The 17,035-nt window shown below is 73.4% G+C and carries 18 protein-coding genes and 1 tRNA gene; 13 read left to right on the plus strand and 6 right to left on the minus strand.

Features of this window, described 5'->3' with window-relative positions:
* Positions 1–90 precede the first annotated feature (90 nt).
* Genes DQ237_RS17255 through DQ237_RS17285 form a run of 7 tightly spaced genes read left to right on the plus strand, consistent with a single transcriptional unit; the run spans position 91 to position 5,924 of the window.
* Positions 91–1,395 carry an MFS transporter gene (locus tag DQ237_RS17255; protein WP_113801387.1) on the plus strand — a complete coding sequence of 435 codons (1,305 nt, stop codon included), beginning with the start codon at positions 91–93 and terminating at the stop codon, positions 1,393–1,395.
* Positions 1,392–1,790 (plus strand): globin, encoded by a 399-nt coding sequence (locus DQ237_RS17260; RefSeq protein WP_113801388.1) that lies wholly within the window; start codon positions 1,392–1,394, stop codon positions 1,788–1,790. The genes DQ237_RS17255 and DQ237_RS17260 overlap by 4 nt, the downstream gene beginning before the upstream one ends.
* Before the next feature lie 59 nt (positions 1,791–1,849).
* A complete protein-coding gene (locus DQ237_RS17265) occupies positions 1,850–3,406 on the plus strand; it encodes a glycoside hydrolase family 13 protein (protein WP_113801389.1) in 1,557 nt (518 codons plus the stop codon).
* 43 nt (positions 3,407–3,449) lie between these two features.
* Positions 3,450–4,016 carry a biotin transporter BioY gene (locus DQ237_RS17270; RefSeq protein ID WP_113801446.1) on the plus strand — a complete coding sequence of 189 codons (567 nt, stop codon included), beginning with the start codon at positions 3,450–3,452 and terminating at the stop codon, positions 4,014–4,016.
* A gap of 5 nt (positions 4,017–4,021) precedes the next feature.
* Entirely contained in the window at positions 4,022–4,753 is a 732-nt protein-coding gene (locus tag DQ237_RS17275; RefSeq protein WP_113801390.1) for an energy-coupling factor ABC transporter ATP-binding protein, read from the plus strand.
* Positions 4,753–5,394 (plus strand): energy-coupling factor transporter transmembrane protein EcfT, encoded by a 642-nt coding sequence (locus DQ237_RS17280; protein ID WP_113801391.1) that lies wholly within the window; start codon positions 4,753–4,755, stop codon positions 5,392–5,394. Before DQ237_RS17275 ends, DQ237_RS17280 begins: the two co-directional genes overlap by 1 nt.
* Positions 5,391–5,924 (plus strand): MOSC domain-containing protein, encoded by a 534-nt coding sequence (locus tag DQ237_RS17285; RefSeq protein ID WP_166509664.1) that lies wholly within the window; start codon positions 5,391–5,393, stop codon positions 5,922–5,924. Before DQ237_RS17280 ends, DQ237_RS17285 begins: the two co-directional genes overlap by 4 nt.
* A 71-nt stretch (positions 5,925–5,995) precedes the next feature.
* Here DQ237_RS17285 and DQ237_RS17290 read toward each other — a convergent pair whose 3' ends face one another.
* Positions 5,996–6,409 carry a thioesterase family protein gene (locus DQ237_RS17290; RefSeq protein ID WP_113801448.1) on the minus strand — a complete coding sequence of 138 codons (414 nt, stop codon included), beginning with the start codon at positions 6,407–6,409 and terminating at the stop codon, positions 5,996–5,998.
* Positions 6,410–6,516: 107 nt separating this feature from the next.
* Between DQ237_RS17290 and DQ237_RS17295 the strand changes: the two genes are divergently transcribed.
* The gene (locus DQ237_RS17295) at positions 6,517–6,945 is read left to right on the plus strand and encodes a protein phosphatase (protein ID WP_113801392.1); all 429 of its coding nucleotides are present in this window, start codon (positions 6,517–6,519) and stop codon (positions 6,943–6,945) included.
* 87 nt (positions 6,946–7,032) lie between these two features.
* Here DQ237_RS17295 and ettA read toward each other — a convergent pair whose 3' ends face one another.
* Positions 7,033–8,703 carry an energy-dependent translational throttle protein EttA gene (ettA, locus tag DQ237_RS17300; RefSeq protein WP_113801393.1) on the minus strand — a complete coding sequence of 557 codons (1,671 nt, stop codon included), beginning with the start codon at positions 8,701–8,703 and terminating at the stop codon, positions 7,033–7,035.
* Between the two features lie 101 nt (positions 8,704–8,804).
* On the minus strand, positions 8,805–9,320 hold the full coding sequence (locus tag DQ237_RS17305) for a single-stranded DNA-binding protein (RefSeq protein ID WP_113801394.1): 516 nt from the start codon (positions 9,318–9,320) through the stop codon (positions 8,805–8,807).
* Between the two features lie 316 nt (positions 9,321–9,636).
* On the opposite strand from DQ237_RS17305, the gene DQ237_RS17310 reads away from it, so the two are divergent.
* Both DQ237_RS17310 and DQ237_RS17315 read left to right on the plus strand, forming a co-directional pair.
* Positions 9,637–9,709 (plus strand) — tRNA-Arg (locus tag DQ237_RS17310).
* 139 nt (positions 9,710–9,848) lie between these two features.
* Positions 9,849–11,150, plus strand: coding sequence for a lytic transglycosylase domain-containing protein (locus tag DQ237_RS17315; protein WP_113801395.1), 1,302 nt, complete (start codon positions 9,849–9,851; stop codon positions 11,148–11,150).
* Here DQ237_RS17315 and DQ237_RS17320 read toward each other — a convergent pair whose 3' ends face one another.
* Positions 11,151–11,864: an NUDIX domain-containing protein gene (locus tag DQ237_RS17320; RefSeq protein WP_166509665.1), complete on the minus strand. Its 714-nt coding sequence runs from the start codon at positions 11,862–11,864 to the stop codon at positions 11,151–11,153.
* Between the two features lie 62 nt (positions 11,865–11,926).
* Here DQ237_RS17320 and nadA point away from each other — a divergent pair, with 62 nt between their 5' ends.
* Genes nadA through nadC form a run of 3 tightly spaced genes read left to right on the plus strand, consistent with a single transcriptional unit; the run spans position 11,927 to position 15,517 of the window.
* Positions 11,927–12,940, plus strand: a complete 1,014-nt coding sequence (gene nadA / locus DQ237_RS17325) for a quinolinate synthase NadA (protein ID WP_113801396.1) — start codon at positions 11,927–11,929, stop codon at positions 12,938–12,940.
* A gap of 1 nt (position 12,941) precedes the next feature.
* Positions 12,942–14,624 carry an L-aspartate oxidase gene (locus tag DQ237_RS17330; RefSeq protein WP_113801397.1) on the plus strand — a complete coding sequence of 561 codons (1,683 nt, stop codon included), beginning with the start codon at positions 12,942–12,944 and terminating at the stop codon, positions 14,622–14,624.
* Positions 14,621–15,517 carry a carboxylating nicotinate-nucleotide diphosphorylase gene (gene nadC, locus DQ237_RS17335; protein ID WP_113801398.1) on the plus strand — a complete coding sequence of 299 codons (897 nt, stop codon included), beginning with the start codon at positions 14,621–14,623 and terminating at the stop codon, positions 15,515–15,517. The genes DQ237_RS17330 and nadC overlap by 4 nt, the downstream gene beginning before the upstream one ends.
* Before the next feature lie 68 nt (positions 15,518–15,585).
* Here the strand turns inward: nadC and DQ237_RS17340 are convergent, their stop codons facing one another.
* Complete coding sequence (locus DQ237_RS17340; protein WP_113801399.1) at positions 15,586–16,272, minus strand: hypothetical protein; 687 nt, start codon at positions 16,270–16,272, stop codon at positions 15,586–15,588.
* A 112-nt stretch (positions 16,273–16,384) separates the two neighbouring features.
* Positions 16,385–17,032 (minus strand): LysE family translocator, encoded by a 648-nt coding sequence (locus DQ237_RS17345; protein ID WP_205730267.1) that lies wholly within the window; start codon positions 17,030–17,032, stop codon positions 16,385–16,387.
* Between the last annotated feature and the right edge of the window lie 3 nt (positions 17,033–17,035).

Genomic DNA, 17,035 nt, shown 5'->3' on the forward strand with positions numbered 1-17,035 from the left:
TCCTCGGTCGGACACGCGCGGTGCCCTGCTGACGGCGCGCCGCCGACCTGTCAGTATTTCGGTAATGACCGGATCACCCACCGTGCTGGCATGAGCACGGACGCGTCGGGGACGGCGTCCTCCTCGCTGCGTCAGGCGACGTTCCGCGAGGTGTTCGCGGTGCGCGAGTTCCGCCCCCTCTTCGGCACCTTCCTGCTGTCGGCGGCCGGTGACGAGCTGGCGCGGGTCGCGCTGACCGTCCTCGTCTACGCCCGCACCGACTCCCCCCTGCTGGCGGCGCTCACCTTCGCCATCGGCTACCTGCCCTGGCTGCTGGGCGGCCCGCTGCTGTCGGTGCTGGCGGACCGGTTCCCGCGCCACCGGGTGCTGATCGCCACCGACGCCGCCCGCGCCGTCGTGGTGGCCCTGATGGCACTGCCCGGCGTCCCGCTGTGGCTGCTGCTGGTGCTGCTCTTCCTGGTCGGGCTGTGCGCGCCGCCGTTCGAGTCGGCCCGGTCCGCGCTCATGGCCGACGTGCTCGACGGCGACCGGTACGCCGTGGCCACCTCGCTCACCGGCATCACGGTGCAGCTCGCGCAGGTCGGCGGCTTCCTGGCCGGCGGTGCCCTGCTGCTCGTGTTCAGCCCCAGCACGGCCCTGCTCGTCGACGCGGCGACCTTCCTCGTCTCCGCGGTGTGGCTGTGGGCCGGGCTGCAGCGGCGTCCGGCACCGGCCTCGGAGATCGGCGACCAGCCGACGACGCTGTGGCGTGACGCCGTGGAAGGGCTCCGCTTCATCCGGCGGACACCGCGACTCCTGGCGATCGTCGGCGTCGCGTGGTTGGCGACGGGGTTCCTGTACGCACCAGAGGGCATCGCCGCACCGCTGGTCGACGAGCTCGGCCGCACGCAGACGGCGGTCGGCGTCCTGCTGGCCGCGAATCCGCTGGGGCTGACGATCAGCGGCCTGGTCATCGCGCGGCTCGTGCCGCCGCACCGCCGCGAGCGGCTGGTCGGCCCGCTCGTGGTCGCCTCGCTGCTCGCGGTACTGGCGGCCGGCCTGGTCGCCGTCGTGGCCGCCCCTTCCCCGGCGACCTTCTGGGCCGTCGTCGTGCTGCTCTTCTTCTCGGGCCTGGCCGGCGCGTGGACGATCCCGCTCAACGTCGCGTTCGTGCAGGCCGTGCCCAGCGCCTACCGGGGCCGGGCGTTCGGGGTGGCGGCCAGCGGGCTCTCCGGCATCCAGGGCCTGGGCGCGCTCGTCTCCGGCGTGGCCGCCGAAGGGGTGGGCGCCGCCGTGGTGGTGGCCGTGGCGGGTGGCCTCGGAATGATCGCGGTCGCGCCGACGCTGGTGGCCTATCGGCGGACACGCGACCAGGTGCCCGCCGCGGTCGACGTTGAGGGAGCATCCGGGGCATGAGCGAGTCGAGGCGGTCGCTGCCGTCGGCGCGGTCCTTCTACGACGAGGTGGGGGGCGAGCCCACCTTCCGCACGCTCGTGCAGCGCTTCTACGCCGGCGTCCGCACCGACCCCGTGCTGCAGCCCATGTACCCCCAGGACGACTGGGAGGGCGCCGAGACGCGGCTGCGCGGCTTCCTCGAGCAGTACTGGGGTGGCCCGACGACCTACTCCGAGCAGCGCGGACATCCCCGGCTGCGGATGCGGCACGCCCCCTTCGCGATCGGTCCGGTCGAGCGGGACGCCTGGCTGTCGCACATGCGCGACGCCGTCGACTCCCTGGAGCTCCCTCCCGAGCAGGACGCGACGTTGTGGGGTTACCTGGAGATGGCGGCCCGCAGCATGCAGAACCGCTGAGGGATCTCGCTCCCCCACCGCTCGCAGGCTCTCGTCGGGCCTCTGCAGGAAGGCCGTCCATGGAGTCGCAGTGGTGGCGGGACGCGGTCTTCTACCAGATCTACATCCGCAGCTTCGCCGACGGGAACGGCGACGGCGTGGGCGACCTGGCCGGCATCCGGTCCCGGCTGCCCCACCTCGCCGACCTCGGGGTCGACGCGCTGTGGATCACCCCGTTCTACCCCTCCCCGATGGCCGACCACGGCTACGACGTCGCCGATCCCCGCGACGTCGAGCCGGTGTTCGGTGACCTCGCGGAGTTCGACGCGATGCTCGCCGAGGCACATGCGCTCGGCATCCGGGTGACCGTCGACCTGGTTCCCAACCACAGCTCGCACGACCACGAGTGGTTCCGGGCGGCGCTCGCCGCGGCGCCCGGGTCTCCCGAGCGGGCCCGGTACCTGTTCCGCGACGGCCGCGGTACCGACGGCCGCGAGCCGCCGAACAACTGGCCCTCGGTGTTCGGCGGCCCGGCGTGGACGCGCGTGCCCGACGGCCAGTGGTACCTGCACATCTTCGCCCCGGAGCAGCCCGACCTGAACTTCGCCAACCCCGAGGTCGTCGCCGACCTCGAGGAGACGATGCGCTTCTGGCTCGACCGTGGTGTGGACGGTTTCCGCATCGACGTCGCCCACGGCATGGCCAAGCCCTACGGGCTCCCCGACATGGTGCCGATGGACGACACCGGTCTGCTCGACGACCACGGGCCGGGCGACCACCGGTTCGACCAGGACGGCGTGCACGTGGTGCACCGGCGGATCCGGGCGGTGCTCGACCAGTACCCCGGCACGATGGCCGTCGGCGAGGTCTGGGTCTCCGACGACGACCGGCTGGCCCAGTACCTGGCGCCGGACGAGCTGCAGCTGGCCTTCAACTTCAAGCTGCTGACGGCGGAGTGGACCGCGGAGAACCTGCGCGATGCGATCACCCACTCGCTGGCCGCCGTCTCGGGGACGCCGGCCCCGGCCTGCTGGGTGCTGTCCAACCACGACCGGCCGCGGCACGTCACCCGCTACGGCGGCGGTGAGCTGGGCACGCGGCGGGCACGCGCGGCGGCGCTCCTCCAGCTCGCGCTGCCCGGAGCGGCCTACCTCTACAACGGCGACGAGCTCGGCATGCCCGACGTCGACCTCCCCGACGAGGTGCTGCAGGACCCGATCTGGTTCCGCTCCGAGGGCGCCGAGCGCGGGCGTGATGCCTGCCGGATCCCGGTCCCGTGGTCGGGCACCGAACCCTCCTACGGGTTCTCCTCGCGCCCCGACACCTGGTTGCCGATGCCGGCCGGCTGGGGCCCGCTGACCGTCGAGGCGCAGGCGGCGGACGACGCTTCGATGCTGTCGCTGTACCGAACGGCGCTCGCGCTGCGCAGCGCGTCGTCCCTGTTCACGGGCGAGGATGTGCAGTGGTTACAGGCACCCGACCGTTGCGTCGCCTTCCGGCGGCCCGGCGGCCTGGTCTGCTTCGTCAACCTCTCGGAGGCCCCGGTTCCCCTCCCCGAGGGCGAGGTGCTGCTCAGCAGCGCCCCGGTGGACGGCGGCAGCGTGACGCCCGACACCGCGGTGTGGCTGCAGGGGTGACCGCCGGGCGGGCGTGCGGAACGGCTCCGGTACCTTCCGCCGCGTGAAGTCCCGGGATCTCGCCTACGTCGCCCTGTTCGCCGCCATCGTCGCGGTGCTGGGGCTGCTCCCGCCCGTGAACGTCCCGGGGCTGCCCGTGCCGATCACCGCGCAGACGCTCGGCGTCATGCTGGCCGGCTCGGTGCTCGGGGCGAAGCGCGGTGGACTGTCGCTGCTGGTCTTCCTGGCGCTGGTCGCCGCGGGCGCGCCCCTGCTCTCGGGCGGGCGGGGAGGGTTGGCCGTCTTCGCGGGCCCCACTGCCGGCTACCTGTACAGCTGGCCGATCGCCGCCTTCGTCATCGGCCTGCTGACCCAGCTGTTCTGGAAGCGGTTCAACCTGGCCTGGGCCCTGGTCGCCAACATGATCGGCGGCATCGTGGTCATCTACGCGATCGGCATCCCCTTCACCGCCCTGTTCGGCGACGTCTCGCTCTGGGCCTCCTTCACCGGCTCGTTCACCTTCATCCCGGGTGACCTGGTGAAGGCCGTCGCCGCCTCCGTGGTGGCCGTCGCGGTCCGCCGCGCCTACCCGGTGATCGAGCTGCCGAGCCGGCGCGCCACCGCGGGCTGACCCCGGTGCGCTGGGGACGGCGCGCCGCCGGGGGCGCCGACGACGCGGTCGCGACCGGTGCCGGCATCGAGCTGCGCGGCGTCCGGCACGCCTTCGGGGAGCGCGTCGTCCTCGACGGCGTCACGCTGACCCTGACCGAGCACCGGGTCGGCGTCATCGGGGGCAACGGGTCGGGCAAGAGCACGCTCGCCCGGCTGCTCAACGGGCTCGTGGTCCCGACCTCCGGAACGGTCCGCGTCGACGGGCTGGACACCCGTACCCAGGTGCGAGCGGTGCGCCGCCGGGTGGGGTTCGTCTTCCAGGACCCCGACGCGCAGATCGTGCACCCGACCGTCGCCGAGGACCTCGCCTTCGGTCCGCACAACCAGGGGCTGGACGACGCCGAGGTGGCCCACCGGGTCGAGGAGATGCTGGACCGCTACGGCCTGGCCGGGCACCGTGACCACCCGGCGCACCTCCTCTCCGGCGGCCAGAAGCAGCTGCTCGCCATCGCCGGGGTGCTCGCGATGCGCCCCCAGCGGATCGTGTTCGACGAGCCCACGACGCTCCTGGACCTGGCCAACACGCGCCGGGTGGCCAGGGTGATCGACGAGCTGGAGCAGGACGTCGTGGTCGTCACCCACCACCTCGACCTGCTGGACGGATTCGACCGCGTGCTGGTGGTCGAGGACGGGCAGGTCGTCGCCGACGGCGCGCCCGCCGAGACCGTGCCCTGGTACGTGGCGAGGATGGGCTGATGCTGTCGCTCTACGTGCCGGGTGACAGCGTCGTCCACCGGGTCCGGGCCGGCCTGAAGCTCGCCGTCCTGGCGGCGCTGGGCGTCGGGCTCTTCCTCGGCGACTCGCCGGTGCTGATGACCGGCGCCCTGCTGCTGACCCTGGTCGTCGGCGTCGCGGTCGCGCACCTGCCCTGGCTCGCACTGGCGGTGCAGGTCCGGCCGGTGTGGCTGTGGCTGGCGCTGCTGTTCGGCTTCCACCTGCTGGCGACGGACCTGCGCACCGGGACCGTCGCCGTCCTCCGGCTGCTCGCGCTGCTGGTCGCCGCCGCCGTCGTCACCGCCACGACCCGGGTGACGGCGATGGTGGCCGTGATCGAGTGGCTGGCCTCGCCCCTGCGCATGGTCGGCGTGCGTCCGGACCGGATCGGGCTGGTTCTCGCGATGACGCTGCGCTTCATCCCGCTGGTCGCCGACAAGGCGGCGCGGATCAGGGAGGCCCAGGCAGCCCGCGGTGGCAGCCGGGTGCGGCTGGGCATGGCCGTTCCGCTGCTGATCGAGGTGCTGCGCATGGCGACGACGGTCGGCGAGGCACTGGACGCCCGGGGAGCCGACGACGTCCCCGTGCGCCGGGGCGGACGGCGCGCGAGGCTGGCCGCGTGACCGGGGCCGTTCGGGAGATCTGGCTGACCGGCACGGCGGCCGCGCCGATGCGGCGGGTGCCGAGCGGCCGCCTGCGGCCCGGAGTCGGGCTGGAGGGTGACCGCTACGCGCTCGGCGGCGGCACCTGGGCGCAGTACCCGGACCTGGAGAAGCAGCTGACGCTGATCGACGCCGACGACGTGGCCGCCGTCGCCGCAGAGGTGGGCGCCGAGCTCTCCCCCGGTGACACCCGGCGCAACCTGGTGACCAGCGGCATCGCGCTGCCCTCCCTGGTCGGCGGGTGGTTCGCGGTGGGCGACGCGCTGCTGTTCGGGATGAAGCGTTGCCCGCCCTGCACGCACCTGGAGCGGCTGACCGGGCTGAAGCTGGTCAAGGCGATGGTGCACCGCGGCGGGATCAATGCGGCGGTGTTCGGCGGCGGGACGGTCACCGAGGGCGCGGTCGTCCGGCCGGTGTCGGACGAGGAGGCTGCCCGTCGCGGCGCTCCGACCGGCGCCGACCGGCCGGTTCCGCGCATCGTCAACGGCTAGAGCGACCACCCCGGAAGCTCCGACTCTGCGTGCACCGGTCAGCAGAGCCCGAGCGTGCCGGAGGCAACCTCTCAGGCCGCCGGCTCGTCGGTCCAGCGGGCAAGGAACTCCTTCTCCTCGGCGGTGAGCCGGCGAGGACGGTTCAGCGCGAAGTCGAACGGAACGAGCAGGGTGCTGCCGGTGACGGCCAGGGCGCCGTGGTCGAAGAGCTCGTAGTGGCAGGTGAAGGCGGCCGCGCGAACGCCGGACACCCACAGCTGCACCTCGAGCGGGTCGCGGGAGTAGACGACCGGGCGCTTGTAGGCGATCTCGTGCGAGGCCACCACGAGGCCGCGGCGGAGCCCGGTGCGTTCGTCGTGACTCGGCTGCTCGAAGAACAGGTTGACCCGCGCCATCTCGAAGTAGCCGAGGAAGGCCACGTTGTTGATGTGCTGGTAGGCGTCCATGTCCGACCAGCGCATCGGGACCTGCACGGTGTGCCTCACGGTGAGCACCCTGCCCTACGGACCGGCGTTCGGGGCCAGGCGGCGCCGAGGGTCGAGCCGCGCCGTCGTCCCCTGAGCCGCGACAAGCGCGCCCTAGCCTCGGGTGCGTGAGCGAGCCGTGGGACCCGGCGGCCCCCGGCGTGCTGATGCTGCCCTCGGGTCGACTGGTGCGCGGTCGATCGCTGCGAGCACCGCGGCCGCCGGGAGCGCTCCCGGACCTCGGCGTGTACCTGGCTCGGCACCCGGGCCCGCCGACGGACTGGGAGAGCCGGTGGATCCGCTGCCCGGACTTCCGGCTGCCGCGCGACCCGGCGGAACTGCGAACGGCGCTGGTGGAGGCATGGGAGCGGTCCGCCACCGAGCGCGTGGAGGTCGCCTGCGGCGGTGGCACCGGGCGGACGGGGACCGCACTGGCCTGCCTGGCCGTGTTGGACGGGATACCCCCGGACGAGGCCGTCGCCTTCGTCCGTGCCCGCTACCGACGGCGAGCGGTGGAGACCCGTGGCCAGCGCCAGTTCGTCCGAGGGTTCGGCTGACGCGGACGCGGCGCCCGGATGCGCGTCAGGCCGGTCCCCTCCGACGAGGGGACCGGCCTGGCACGGGTGTCGGCGACCGCTGACGCGTCAGTCGCGGGTGAGCTTGCGGTAGGTCGCGCGGTGCGGGCGTGCCGCGTCGGCCCCGAGGCGCTCGATCTTGTTCTTCTCGTAGTCGGCGAAGTTGCCCTCGAACCAGAACCACTTCGAGTCGCCCTCGTAGGCGAGGATGTGGGTCGCCACGCGGTCCAGGAACCACCGGTCGTGGCTGACCACCACGGCGCAACCGGGGAACTCCAACAGCGCGTTCTCCAGGCTGGTCAGCGTCTCGGTGTCGAGGTCGTTGGTCGGCTCGTCCAGGAGCAGCAGGTTGCCGCCCTGCTTGAGCGTCAGGGCCAGGTTCAGCCGGTTGCGCTCGCCACCGGAGAGGACACCGGCCGGCTTCTGCTGGTCCGGCCCCTTGAACCCGAACGCCGCGACGTAGGCCCGCGAGGGCATCTCGACGTTGCCGACCTTGATGTGGTCCAGGCCGTCGGAGACGACGTCCCACAGCGTCTTCTTCGGGTCGATGCCGCTGCGGCTCTGCTCGACGTAGGAGAGCTTGACCGTCTCGCCGACCTTGATCTCGCCGCCGTCGGCCTTCTCCTCGCCGACCAGCATCTTGAACAGCGTCGTCTTGCCGACGCCGTTCGGGCCGACGACACCGACGATGCCGTTGCGCGGCAGCGTGAACGACAGGTCGTCGATCAGGACGCGGTCACCGAAGGACTTGGTGAGGTTCTTCGTCTCGACGACGACGCTGCCCAGGCGCGGGCCCGGCGGGATCTGGATCTCCTCGAAGTCCAGCTTGCGGAACTTCTCGGCCTCCGCGGCCATCTCCTCGTAGCGGGCCAGTCGTGCCTTGCTCTTGGCCTGGCGGGCCTTGGCACCGGAGCGGACCCACTCCAGCTCCTCCTTGAGGCGCTTCTGCCGCTTCGCGTCCTTGGCGCCCTCGACCTGGAGGCGCGCCGCCTTGGTCTCGAGGTAGGTCGAGTAGTTGCCCTCGTAGGGGTAGGCGCGGCCGCGGTCGAGCTCGAGGATCCACTGGGCCACGTTGTCGAGGAAGTACCGGTCGTGGGTGACGGCCACGACGGTGCCGGCGTACTTCTCCAGGTGCTGCTCCAGCCAGGCGACGCTCTCGGCGTCGAGGTGGTTGGTGGGCTCGTCGAGCAACAGCAGGTCGGGCGCCTCGAGCAGCAGCTTGCACAGCGCGACGCGGCGGCGCTCACCACCGGAGAGGACGGTGACGTCGGCGTCGCCGGGCGGGCAGCGCAGCGCGTCCATCGCCTGCTCGATGCGGGCGTCGAGCTCCCAGCCGTCCTGGTTCTCGATGACCTCCATGAGCTCGCCCTGCTCGGCGAGGAGGGAGTCGAAGTCGTCGTCGGGCTCGCCCATCGCCGCGCTGACCTCCTCGAAGCGGCGCAGCGCGTCGCGGAGCGGCTTGACGGCCTCCTCCACGTTGCCGCGCACGTCGAGGTTCTCGTTCAGCGGCGGCTCCTGCAGGAGGATGCCGACGGTGGCCTCCGGCGCCAGCGACGCCTCACCGTTGGAGGGCTGCTGCATGCCGGCCATGATCTGCAGCACCGTCGACTTTCCGGCGCCGTTGGGGCCGACGACACCGATCTTGGCGCCGGGCAGGAACGACAGGGTGACGTTGTCGAGGATCACCTTGTCGCCGTGCGCCTTGCGCGCGCGGACCATCGTGTAGATGTACTGAGCCACTGGCTTCTCGGGCCTTCCGTCGTCTCGCGAGCGGGGGCGGGGCCGCCGGACGCGACCCCACCCCTTACGTTCTCGCCCTCGATCCTCCCAGCCCGGGGCAACTAGGCGTTGGCCGGTTCCTGCTCGGAGGCGTCGGCGTCCATCGACGGGAACGACGACCCGTCCTCGTCGTACTCCCGGTCGGCCGCGGAGTAGCCGGCGCCCGCCTGACCGAGGACCTCGCCGGTGTTCGTGTCGACCGTGCCCGCCGGGTCGGTCGCGCGGGCCGAACGCTTGAACACCGACATCCCCTTCGCCAGGTTGGAGCCGACGGCGAAGGCCTTGATCCGCGGCTTGCTCCGCGGCCCGCTCTCCGACTCCCAGCTGTCGGTGGTCAGCGCGCCGTGGACGATCACGGGATCGCCCTTGCTGACGGACCCGGCCACGTTGCTGCTGAGGCCGTTCCAGCACTCCACGTCGACCCAGAACGTGCCGGAGTCGACGAACTGCCCGGTGCCGGCGTCGTAGCGGCGCGCGGTCGAGGCGAGACGGAAGTTGGTGACCGTGCCGTTCTGGGTGTTGTTCCGACGCGGTGCGTCGACGACGTTGCCGACGACGGTGACGATGGTGTCGTTCACGGTGCTCCCTCGGGAGATGCGCCCGGTGGCGCGGCCGGCACGGTGCCGGTTGCGACGACCGTGCTCCGCGGTCGGGGCACCGGGAAGCGGGGTCGGGACATCTGTGGACGGACTCCGTGCCTGTGGACGCAGGAGGAGCGCCCGTCGGCGGCTCGTGCTCAGCTGCCCGCGTGTACGAACCGCTCATGGAGCCGCCCAGCCGTCACCCGGCGCGCACCTCGTGCCCGACCGCGCCGGGACGGCGCCCGGGCTCCCCGCGGTCCGGTACGCGGCACCGGTGGACCCGGCCGTGGGGAGTGCGATGATCGGGCGCCGAGCGCCCGTAGCTCAGCGGATAGAGCAGGTGCCTTCTAAGCACTTGGTCGCAGGTTCGATCCCTGCCGGGCGCGCACATGCAGTCCTTCCTGGACGACCTGAACTCCTCCCGGCCTCACCGATCCGGGGATTGAGTAACGCAGGTCACGGGTAACGCGCCGCCACCGGTCGGGGGACGGGGCCAGATCCAGCAGCGGTCATGCGGAGAGACGGATGCGCAGGTCCAGCAGAACAGGTGTCGATCAGGGGCGCCGCGGGGGCGCCCTGACGTCCGCGGGCCGGTCACCGGGCGGGCGCGGGCTGCTGCTCGCCGCCGTCCTCGTCGGGCTGGGCGGGGTCGTCGCCGGAGTGGCCCAACCGGCCGAACCACGACTGACCGAGCAGTCCGCCGACGAGATGCCCGACAACCAGGTCCCCGTCTGGGGCATCGCGACGCTGTCGACCGGAGCCCCGGCGGGTGCGCGCACGTTGAGCGACACCCCCGCACAGGTGGCCCAGCCGGCGCCGGACACACCGGAGGCCGTCAGCGGTCTCGCCGCCAACGGCATCCCCTCCGTGGCCCTCAACGCCTACCGCGTCGCCGCGGCTCGCATGGGCAGCGCGAAGCCCCAGTGCGGCATCGACTGGTCGCTGCTGGCCGGCATCGGCCGGGTCGAGTCCAACCACGGCCGCTTCGGCGGCGCGACCCTGCAGGGTGACGGGACCTCGGTCCCGGAGATCCGCGGCCCGGCGCTCGACGGGGGCAAGTTCGCCTACATCGGCGACTCCGACGACGGCCGCTTCGACCACGACAGCACCTACGACCGCGCCGTCGGGCCGATGCAGTTCATCCCGACCACCTGGCGGTCCTACGCGATCGACGCCGACGGCAACGGCAGCACCGACCCGTTCGACATCGACGACGCCGCCCTCGGCGCGGCCAACTACCTGTGCGTCGCGGGAGGCAACCTGCGCACCGACGCCGGTCAGCGCAAGGCCGTCCTGGCCTACAACCACTCCGACGCCTACGTCGCCCAGGTGCTCGCGCTGGCGCGGGCGTACGCGTCGGGCGTGCCGGTCGCCGACCTGCCGCTGAACGGGATCACCAGCGGCTCGGTCCCGCCGCCCACCGGCCACTACCGTGCCCCGGCCTCCCCCGGTCCCGCCATCGGCGAGGACGACACGACACCGGCCTCCGGCGACACCGTCGGGCAGGCCCCGCCGCCCGGCCAGCCGGCTCCCGGCCCCCAGGACGGCGGCCAGGCCGCGCCCCCGGCGCAGAACGGTGCCCCGCAGCAGTCCGCCGGTCAGCCCGCGCCGCCTCCCCCGGCCCCCGCGCCGCAGCCCCAGCCGGCGCCGGTCCCTCTCCCGGCGCCCCCGCTCCCGGTGCCTCAGCTGCCGCAGCTCCCCGTGCCCCAGCTGCCCCCGCCGCCGACGCCGCCGCCGGCGGTGACCGACCCCGTGGAAGGCATCAGCTGCAACGTCCTGGGCAACCTCGTCCCCGACCTGCCGCTGCTGCCCGAGTGCCCGAGGTGATCAGCGGGAGTTCGGCGGCTTGAGCACGGCGAAGGGGTCGGTGACCTCCAGGCCCGTCGTCACGAACCGGTGGAGGGCCGCGGGCCGGCCGCCGGCCCGACCGGGTGCGGCCAGCTCGCCGGTCGGCTCCAGGACGCCGCGGCGCAGCAGCACCCGCTGGAGGTTGGTCGCCGTCACCTCGTAGCCGAGCGCGGCCACGTAGATCTCGCGCAGCTCGGCGATGGTGAACGCGGGCGGGGTCAGCGCGAACGCCACGTTCGTGTAGGAGAGCTTCGCCCGCAGCCGCTCCAGCGCCGACTCCACCATCGAGCCGTGGTCGAACGCCGTCTCCGGCAGCCCGTCGACCGGGTGCCAGGCGGTGTCCTCGGGCAGCACCGGGTCGACGTCGGAGGGGATGAGACCCAGGTAGGCGGTGGCGACGGTCCGGCTCCGCGGGTCGCGGTGGGGGTCACTGCGGGTCTCCAGCTGCTCGAGGTGCGCGAGCTGGGCGACCTCGACCTTGGAGGCGAGCTGGCGCCCCACCGCGGCCCCGAGCGTCTCCTCCGGCAGCAGCGGCCCGCCGGGCAGCGCCCATGCCCCGGCGAACGGCTCACCGGCGCGCCGCCACAGCATCACGTGCAGCCGCGCGGCCCTGACCTGCAGCACCACCGCGAGAGCCTGGTGCGGATAGGCCGGTCGTTCCGGCGAGGACCACACGGATGTCACGGATCCCATGCTAGGTTTCTCGGCAGAGGTTTTCGCCTCGTAGTCTGAAACCCACTCTTCCGGAGGTCCCGGTGACCGCAACGCTCCCCGACCCCACCAGCGCGCAGTGGACGCCGGAGCAGTGGCAGGACTGGCGCGACGAGGTCCGCCGGCTGGCCGCCGAGCGCGACGCCGTCGTCCTGGCGCACAACTACCAGGCCGCACAGATCCAGGACGTCGCCCACCACGTCGGCGACTCACTCGCCCTCTCGCGCATCGCCGCGTCCAGCGACGCCTCCACGATCGTCTTCGCCGGCGTCCACTTCATGGCCGAGACCGCGAAGATCCTCAGCCCCGAGAAGACCGTCCTGGTCCCCGACGCCGCAGCCGGCTGCTCGCTGGCCGACACCATCACCGCCGACCAGCTGCGCGCCTGGAAGGCCGAGCACCCCGGCGCCGCCGTCGTCTCCTACGTGAACACCACGGCCGAGGTGAAGGCGGAGACCGACATCTGCTGCACCTCCTCCAACGCCGTCGAGGTCGTGAACTCCATCCCGGCCGACCGCGAGGTGCTGTTCCTGCCCGACCAGTTCCTCGGCGCCCACGTGCAGCGGGTCACCGGGCGGAAGAACATGCGCATCTGGATGGGCGAGTGCCACGTGCACGCCGGCATCTCCCCCACCGACCTGCGGCACAGCATCGAGGACGCCCCCGATGCCGAGGTGCTCGTGCACCCGGAGTGCGGCTGCGCGACGAGTGCGCTGTGGATGGTCGGCCAGGGCGACCTGCCCGAGGACCGCGTGCACGTGCTCTCCACCGGAGCGATGCTCGACCAGGCGAAGCGGACGACGGCGAAGCGCGTGCTGGTCGCCACCGAGATCGGCATGCTGCACCAGCTCCGGCAGGCCAACCCGGCCGCCGTGTTCGAGCCGGTCAACCCGCGCGCCGAGTGCCCCTACATGAAGATGTCGACCCCGGAAAAGCTGCTGCGCGCGCTGCGCGAGGGGCGCGACGAGGTCACCGTCGACCCGGAGATCGCCGCCCGGGCCCGCTCCGCCGTCGAGGCGATGATCGCGCTCGGCACCCCGTCGCTGGTCGGCGAGTGAGGTGACCGCCAGCCTCGCGCGGGTCGTCCCGGCGCTCCCGCTGCCCGCCGCGGGCTGGGAGCGCAGCACCGACGTGGTCGTCGTCGGCAGTGGGGCCGCCGGACTGATGACCGCTCTCGCACTCGCCGGATCCGGACGCCGGGTCGCCGTCGTCACCAAGAGCGAGCTCGGTGACGGCAGCACCCGCTGGGCGCAGGGCGGCCTGGCCGCCGTGCTCGGCGCGGACGACGACGTCGCACTGCACCTGCGGGACACGCTCGTCGCCGGAGCCGGTCTCTGCGACGAGGCCGCCGTCGCCGCGCTCGTCGCCGAGGCTCCCGCGGCCATCGCCCTGCTGCAGCAGCTGGGAGCCCGGCTCGACGTGACCGCCGACGGCCTGCCGGCGCTCACCCGAGAAGGTGGGCACAGCCGCGACCGCATCGTGCACGCCGGGGGCGACGCCAGCGGCGCAGAGGTGACCCGGACGCTGCTCGCGGCCCTGGCCGGGGCGGGCGTCGAGGTGCTCGAGCACACCGTCGCCCTGGACGCCCTGCGCAGCGCGCGGGGAGAGGTGGTCGGCGTGCGGGTGGCGCGCGTGGGCGACGACGGCGGGCTCGTGGACGCCGGCGACCTGCGCGCGCACGCCGTCGTCCTCGCCACCGGTGGCTACGGCCAGACCTACGCCTCGGCCACCAGCCCCGCGGGCGCGACCGGCGACGGCCTGGCACTGGCTCTCCGCGCGGGCGCCGAGGTCGCCGACGTGGAGATGGTCCAGTTCCACCCGACCGTGCTCTGGCAGGGCCCCGACGTGACCGGTCAGCAGGTGCTGATCAGCGAGGCGGTGCGCGGCGAGGGCGCCGTGCTCGTCGACGGGGAGGGGCGCCGCATCATGACCGGCGCGCACCCGCTGGCCGACCTCGCCCCGCGCGACGTCGTCTCCGCCACGATCGCCGCCCACCTCACCGCCACCGGTGCGGACCACGTGCACCTCGACGCGACGGCGCTCGGCGCGGAGTTCCTGGAGCGCCGCTTCCCCGGCATCCTGGCCGCCTGCCGGGCCGCCGGCCGCGACCTGGTGACGGAGCCGGTGCCGGTGGTCCCGGGCGCGCACTACACCTGCGGCGGCGTGCTGGCCGACCTCGACGGCCGTACGGGGGTGCCGGGCCTCTACGCGGTCGGGGAGGTCGCCTGCACCGGCGTGCACGGCGCCAACCGGCTCGCCTCCAACTCGATCACCGAGGGGCTGGTCGTCGCCCGGCGGTGCGCCGCCCTGCTCGCGGCCCAGCTCCCGTCCGGCTCGCCCGCCGCTCCTCGGCCGGGGACGGCCGGCGGAGGCACGGTGATCGCCCCGGCAGCGCGGACCGCGATCGGGACCGCGACCAGCCGCTGGGCCGGCGTGGTACGCACGGCCGAGGGGCTCGCGGCACTGGCCGGCACCCTGGCCGCCGTCCCGCGGACGGACGGCGAGGCGCTGACCCTGACCGCCGTCGAGGCCACGGCCGCGCACACCGTCGCCACCCTGCTGGCGACCGCCGCGCTCGCCCGCGCGGAGAGCCGCGGCTGCCACCGCCGCGCCGATGCGCCCGGCACCCGCCCGGAGTGGCAGCTGCGGCTGGCCCACCGGATCGACGCCTCCGGACACCTGCACACCCGCACCGTGCCGCGGAGCGCGGCGCGCCCCGACCGGACCCAGGGAGTGGCATGACCGAGTGGTTCCCGCTGCGCGCGGAGGTGGCCGACGTCCTCCGCGAGGGCGGTCTGGACCCGGCCACGGTCGAGCGGGTGGTGCGCCGCGCCCTCGACGAGGACCTGGCGCTCGGCCCGGACGTCACCACGATCGCGACGGTGCCCGACGGCGCTCGGACGACGGGCGACATCGTTCCGCGCAGCCCGGGCGTGCTGGCCGGCGTCCCGGTGGCCGCGGCCGTGTTCGCGATCGTGGGCGGGGACGACGTCGAGCTGGCGCTGCAGGCCGCGGACGGCATGGCGGCGCGCCCGCACACGCCGGTCCTGAGCGTCACCGGCGCGACCCGGTCGCTGCTCACCGCGGAGAGGACGGCGCTGAACCTGATCGGCCACCTCTCCGGCGTGGCCACGCTGACCCGCCGGTGGGTGGACGCCGTCTCCGGCACCTCCGCCGCCATCCGCGACACCCGCAAGACCATCCCGGGCATGCGGGTGCTGGAGAAGTACGCCGTCCGCTGCGGCGGCGGCGAGAACCACCGCATGGCGCTGGGCGACGCCGCGCTGGTGAAGGACAACCACGTGTCCGCGGCCGGCGGGATCACCGCCGCCGTCGAGGCCGTGCGCGCGCACGCGCCGACGATCGCACTCGAGGTGGAGTGCGACACCCTCGAGCAGGTCCGCGAGGCGATCGAGGCAGGCGTGCAGCTGGTGCTGCTGGACAACTTCTCGCTGGAGGACACCCGCGCCGCCGTGGAGATGGTGCAGGGTTCCCGGGTGCGGCTGGAGGCCAGCGGGGGGTTGACCCTGGAGCGGGCGCGGGAGGTCGCGGGGACCGGCGTCGACTACCTGGCGGTCGGAGCGCTCACCCACAGTGCACCGGTGCTCGACCTCGGGTTCGACCTCCGGGACTGACCCCACGGACGACGACGGGACGCCGACCCCCGCAGGGGCCGGCGTCCCGTCATGGGTCGTGCGGAGGGTCAGGAGGTCGGCACCGTGATGGTGGCGACGCCGATCAGGAAGCCCTCGGACAGCGCGTCGGTGTTGAACGTCTTGTTCAGCAGGTCCGCGGCGGCCTGGGTCAGCTTCACCTGGGTGCCCTGCAGGACGGCGTTGCCACCCTCGGTCTTCAGCGGCTCGAGGGTGCGGCCGTCGAGGATGAACAGCGGGGCGCTGGCCACGACCTGCTGGCCGTTGGCCGACACGTCACCGAACAGGCGGGCCGGCTTGCCCGGGTCCACGGTGAAGTTGGTCAGCTCGACCGTGGTGCCACCGGCGGTGAGGCTCAGGCCGCTGTTCTGGTGCAGCAGCGTGCCCTGGACCCACGGGCGGTAGCCGCTCTCCTGGTCGAACACGGTGACGGTGCCACCGGTGATCGGGAACTCGACCGAGCCCTCGGGGGTGAGGGTCGCGTTGCCCACGACGCCGGGGGTCAGGCCGAGGGACTGCAGGGCGCTCACGAAGTCGGCGTCCAGGGCCACCGAGGTGGTGCCGCCGGAGACGGCGGGGATGCTGGCGACCGGCTCCGGACGCGAGCTGGAGCTCGAGCTGCTGGTGTCGGCGGCCTGGGCCGTCGGCGTGCTGTCGGCGCCGCAGGCGCTCAGGCCGAGGGCGGCGCTGAGGGCGAGCGCGGCGATCATCGACTTCTTGGTGGTGGTCGTGCTCATGGCGATCACTCCTGGCGTCTCGGGTGTCGGATCACCAGGCATTCGGGACCAGTCGCAGATCCGGATTGGATCGGGCGCAATCAATTTTTTTGCGCCGGCTGTCCCGGCCGGATCACCCCGCGGTGGCCGGCCGGGGCTCCACGGCGAGCCGGACGGCGAGCGCGCCGAGCACGCCGCCCATCAGCCAGCGCTGCATCCGCAGCCACGTCGGCCGCGCTGTGAGGAACCGCGACAGGGAACCGGCGAAGACCACGATGAGCGCGTTCACGGTCAGGGCCACGGCGATCTGGACGACCCCGAGCACCAGGCTCTGCAGGGCGACCGGCACCCCGGAGGGCTCGATGAACTGCGGCAGCAGCGAGACGTACAGGACCGCGATCTTGGGGTTCAGCAGGTTGGTGAGGAACCCCATCGCGAACAGCCGGCGGGGCCGGTCCACCGGCAGGTCCTTCGGCGCGAAAGCGCTCACCCCACCCGGTCGCAGCGCCTGCCAGGCCAGGAACAGCAGGTAGCCGACGCCCGCGAGCTTCAGCACGGTGTACGCGGCCGGGACGGCGACGAACACCGCCGTCAGCCCCGCGGTGGCCGCCGCCAGGTACACGAGGAACCCCGCGGCGACGCCGAGCAGCGAGACCATCCCCGCCCGCCGGCCCTGGGTCACCGACCGCGAGACCAGGTAGATCATGTTCGGTCCCGGCGTCAGCACCAGGCCGAGCCCCACCAGCGCGATGCCCGCGATCGCGGACCACTCGACCACCACGGA

The sequence above is a fragment of the Blastococcus sp. TF02-8 genome (assembly GCF_003319175.1).
GTDB lineage: Bacteria > Actinomycetota > Actinomycetes > Mycobacteriales > Geodermatophilaceae > Blastococcus.

What these genes read in the sequence shown, in the direction of transcription:
- DQ237_RS17255 (WP_113801387.1), top strand. Translation starts at nt 91, where the DNA reads ATGAGCACGGACGCGTCGGGGACGGCGTCCTCCTCGCTGCGTCAGGCG.
- DQ237_RS17265 (WP_113801389.1), top strand. Translation starts at nt 1,850, where the DNA reads ATGGAGTCGCAGTGGTGGCGGGACGCGGTCTTCTACCAGATCTACATC.
- DQ237_RS17340 (WP_113801399.1), bottom strand. Translation starts at nt 16,272, where the DNA reads ATGAGCACGACCACCACCAAGAAGTCGATGATCGCCGCGCTCGCCCTC.
- DQ237_RS17320 (WP_166509665.1), bottom strand. Translation starts at nt 11,864, where the DNA reads ATGGGATCCGTGACATCCGTGTGGTCCTCGCCGGAACGACCGGCCTAT.
- DQ237_RS17280 (WP_113801391.1), top strand. Translation starts at nt 4,753, where the DNA reads ATGCTGTCGCTCTACGTGCCGGGTGACAGCGTCGTCCACCGGGTCCGG.
- DQ237_RS17260 (WP_113801388.1), top strand. Translation starts at nt 1,392, where the DNA reads ATGAGCGAGTCGAGGCGGTCGCTGCCGTCGGCGCGGTCCTTCTACGAC.
- DQ237_RS17315 (WP_113801395.1), top strand. Translation starts at nt 9,849, where the DNA reads ATGCGCAGGTCCAGCAGAACAGGTGTCGATCAGGGGCGCCGCGGGGGC.
- nadC (WP_113801398.1), top strand. Translation starts at nt 14,621, where the DNA reads ATGACCGAGTGGTTCCCGCTGCGCGCGGAGGTGGCCGACGTCCTCCGC.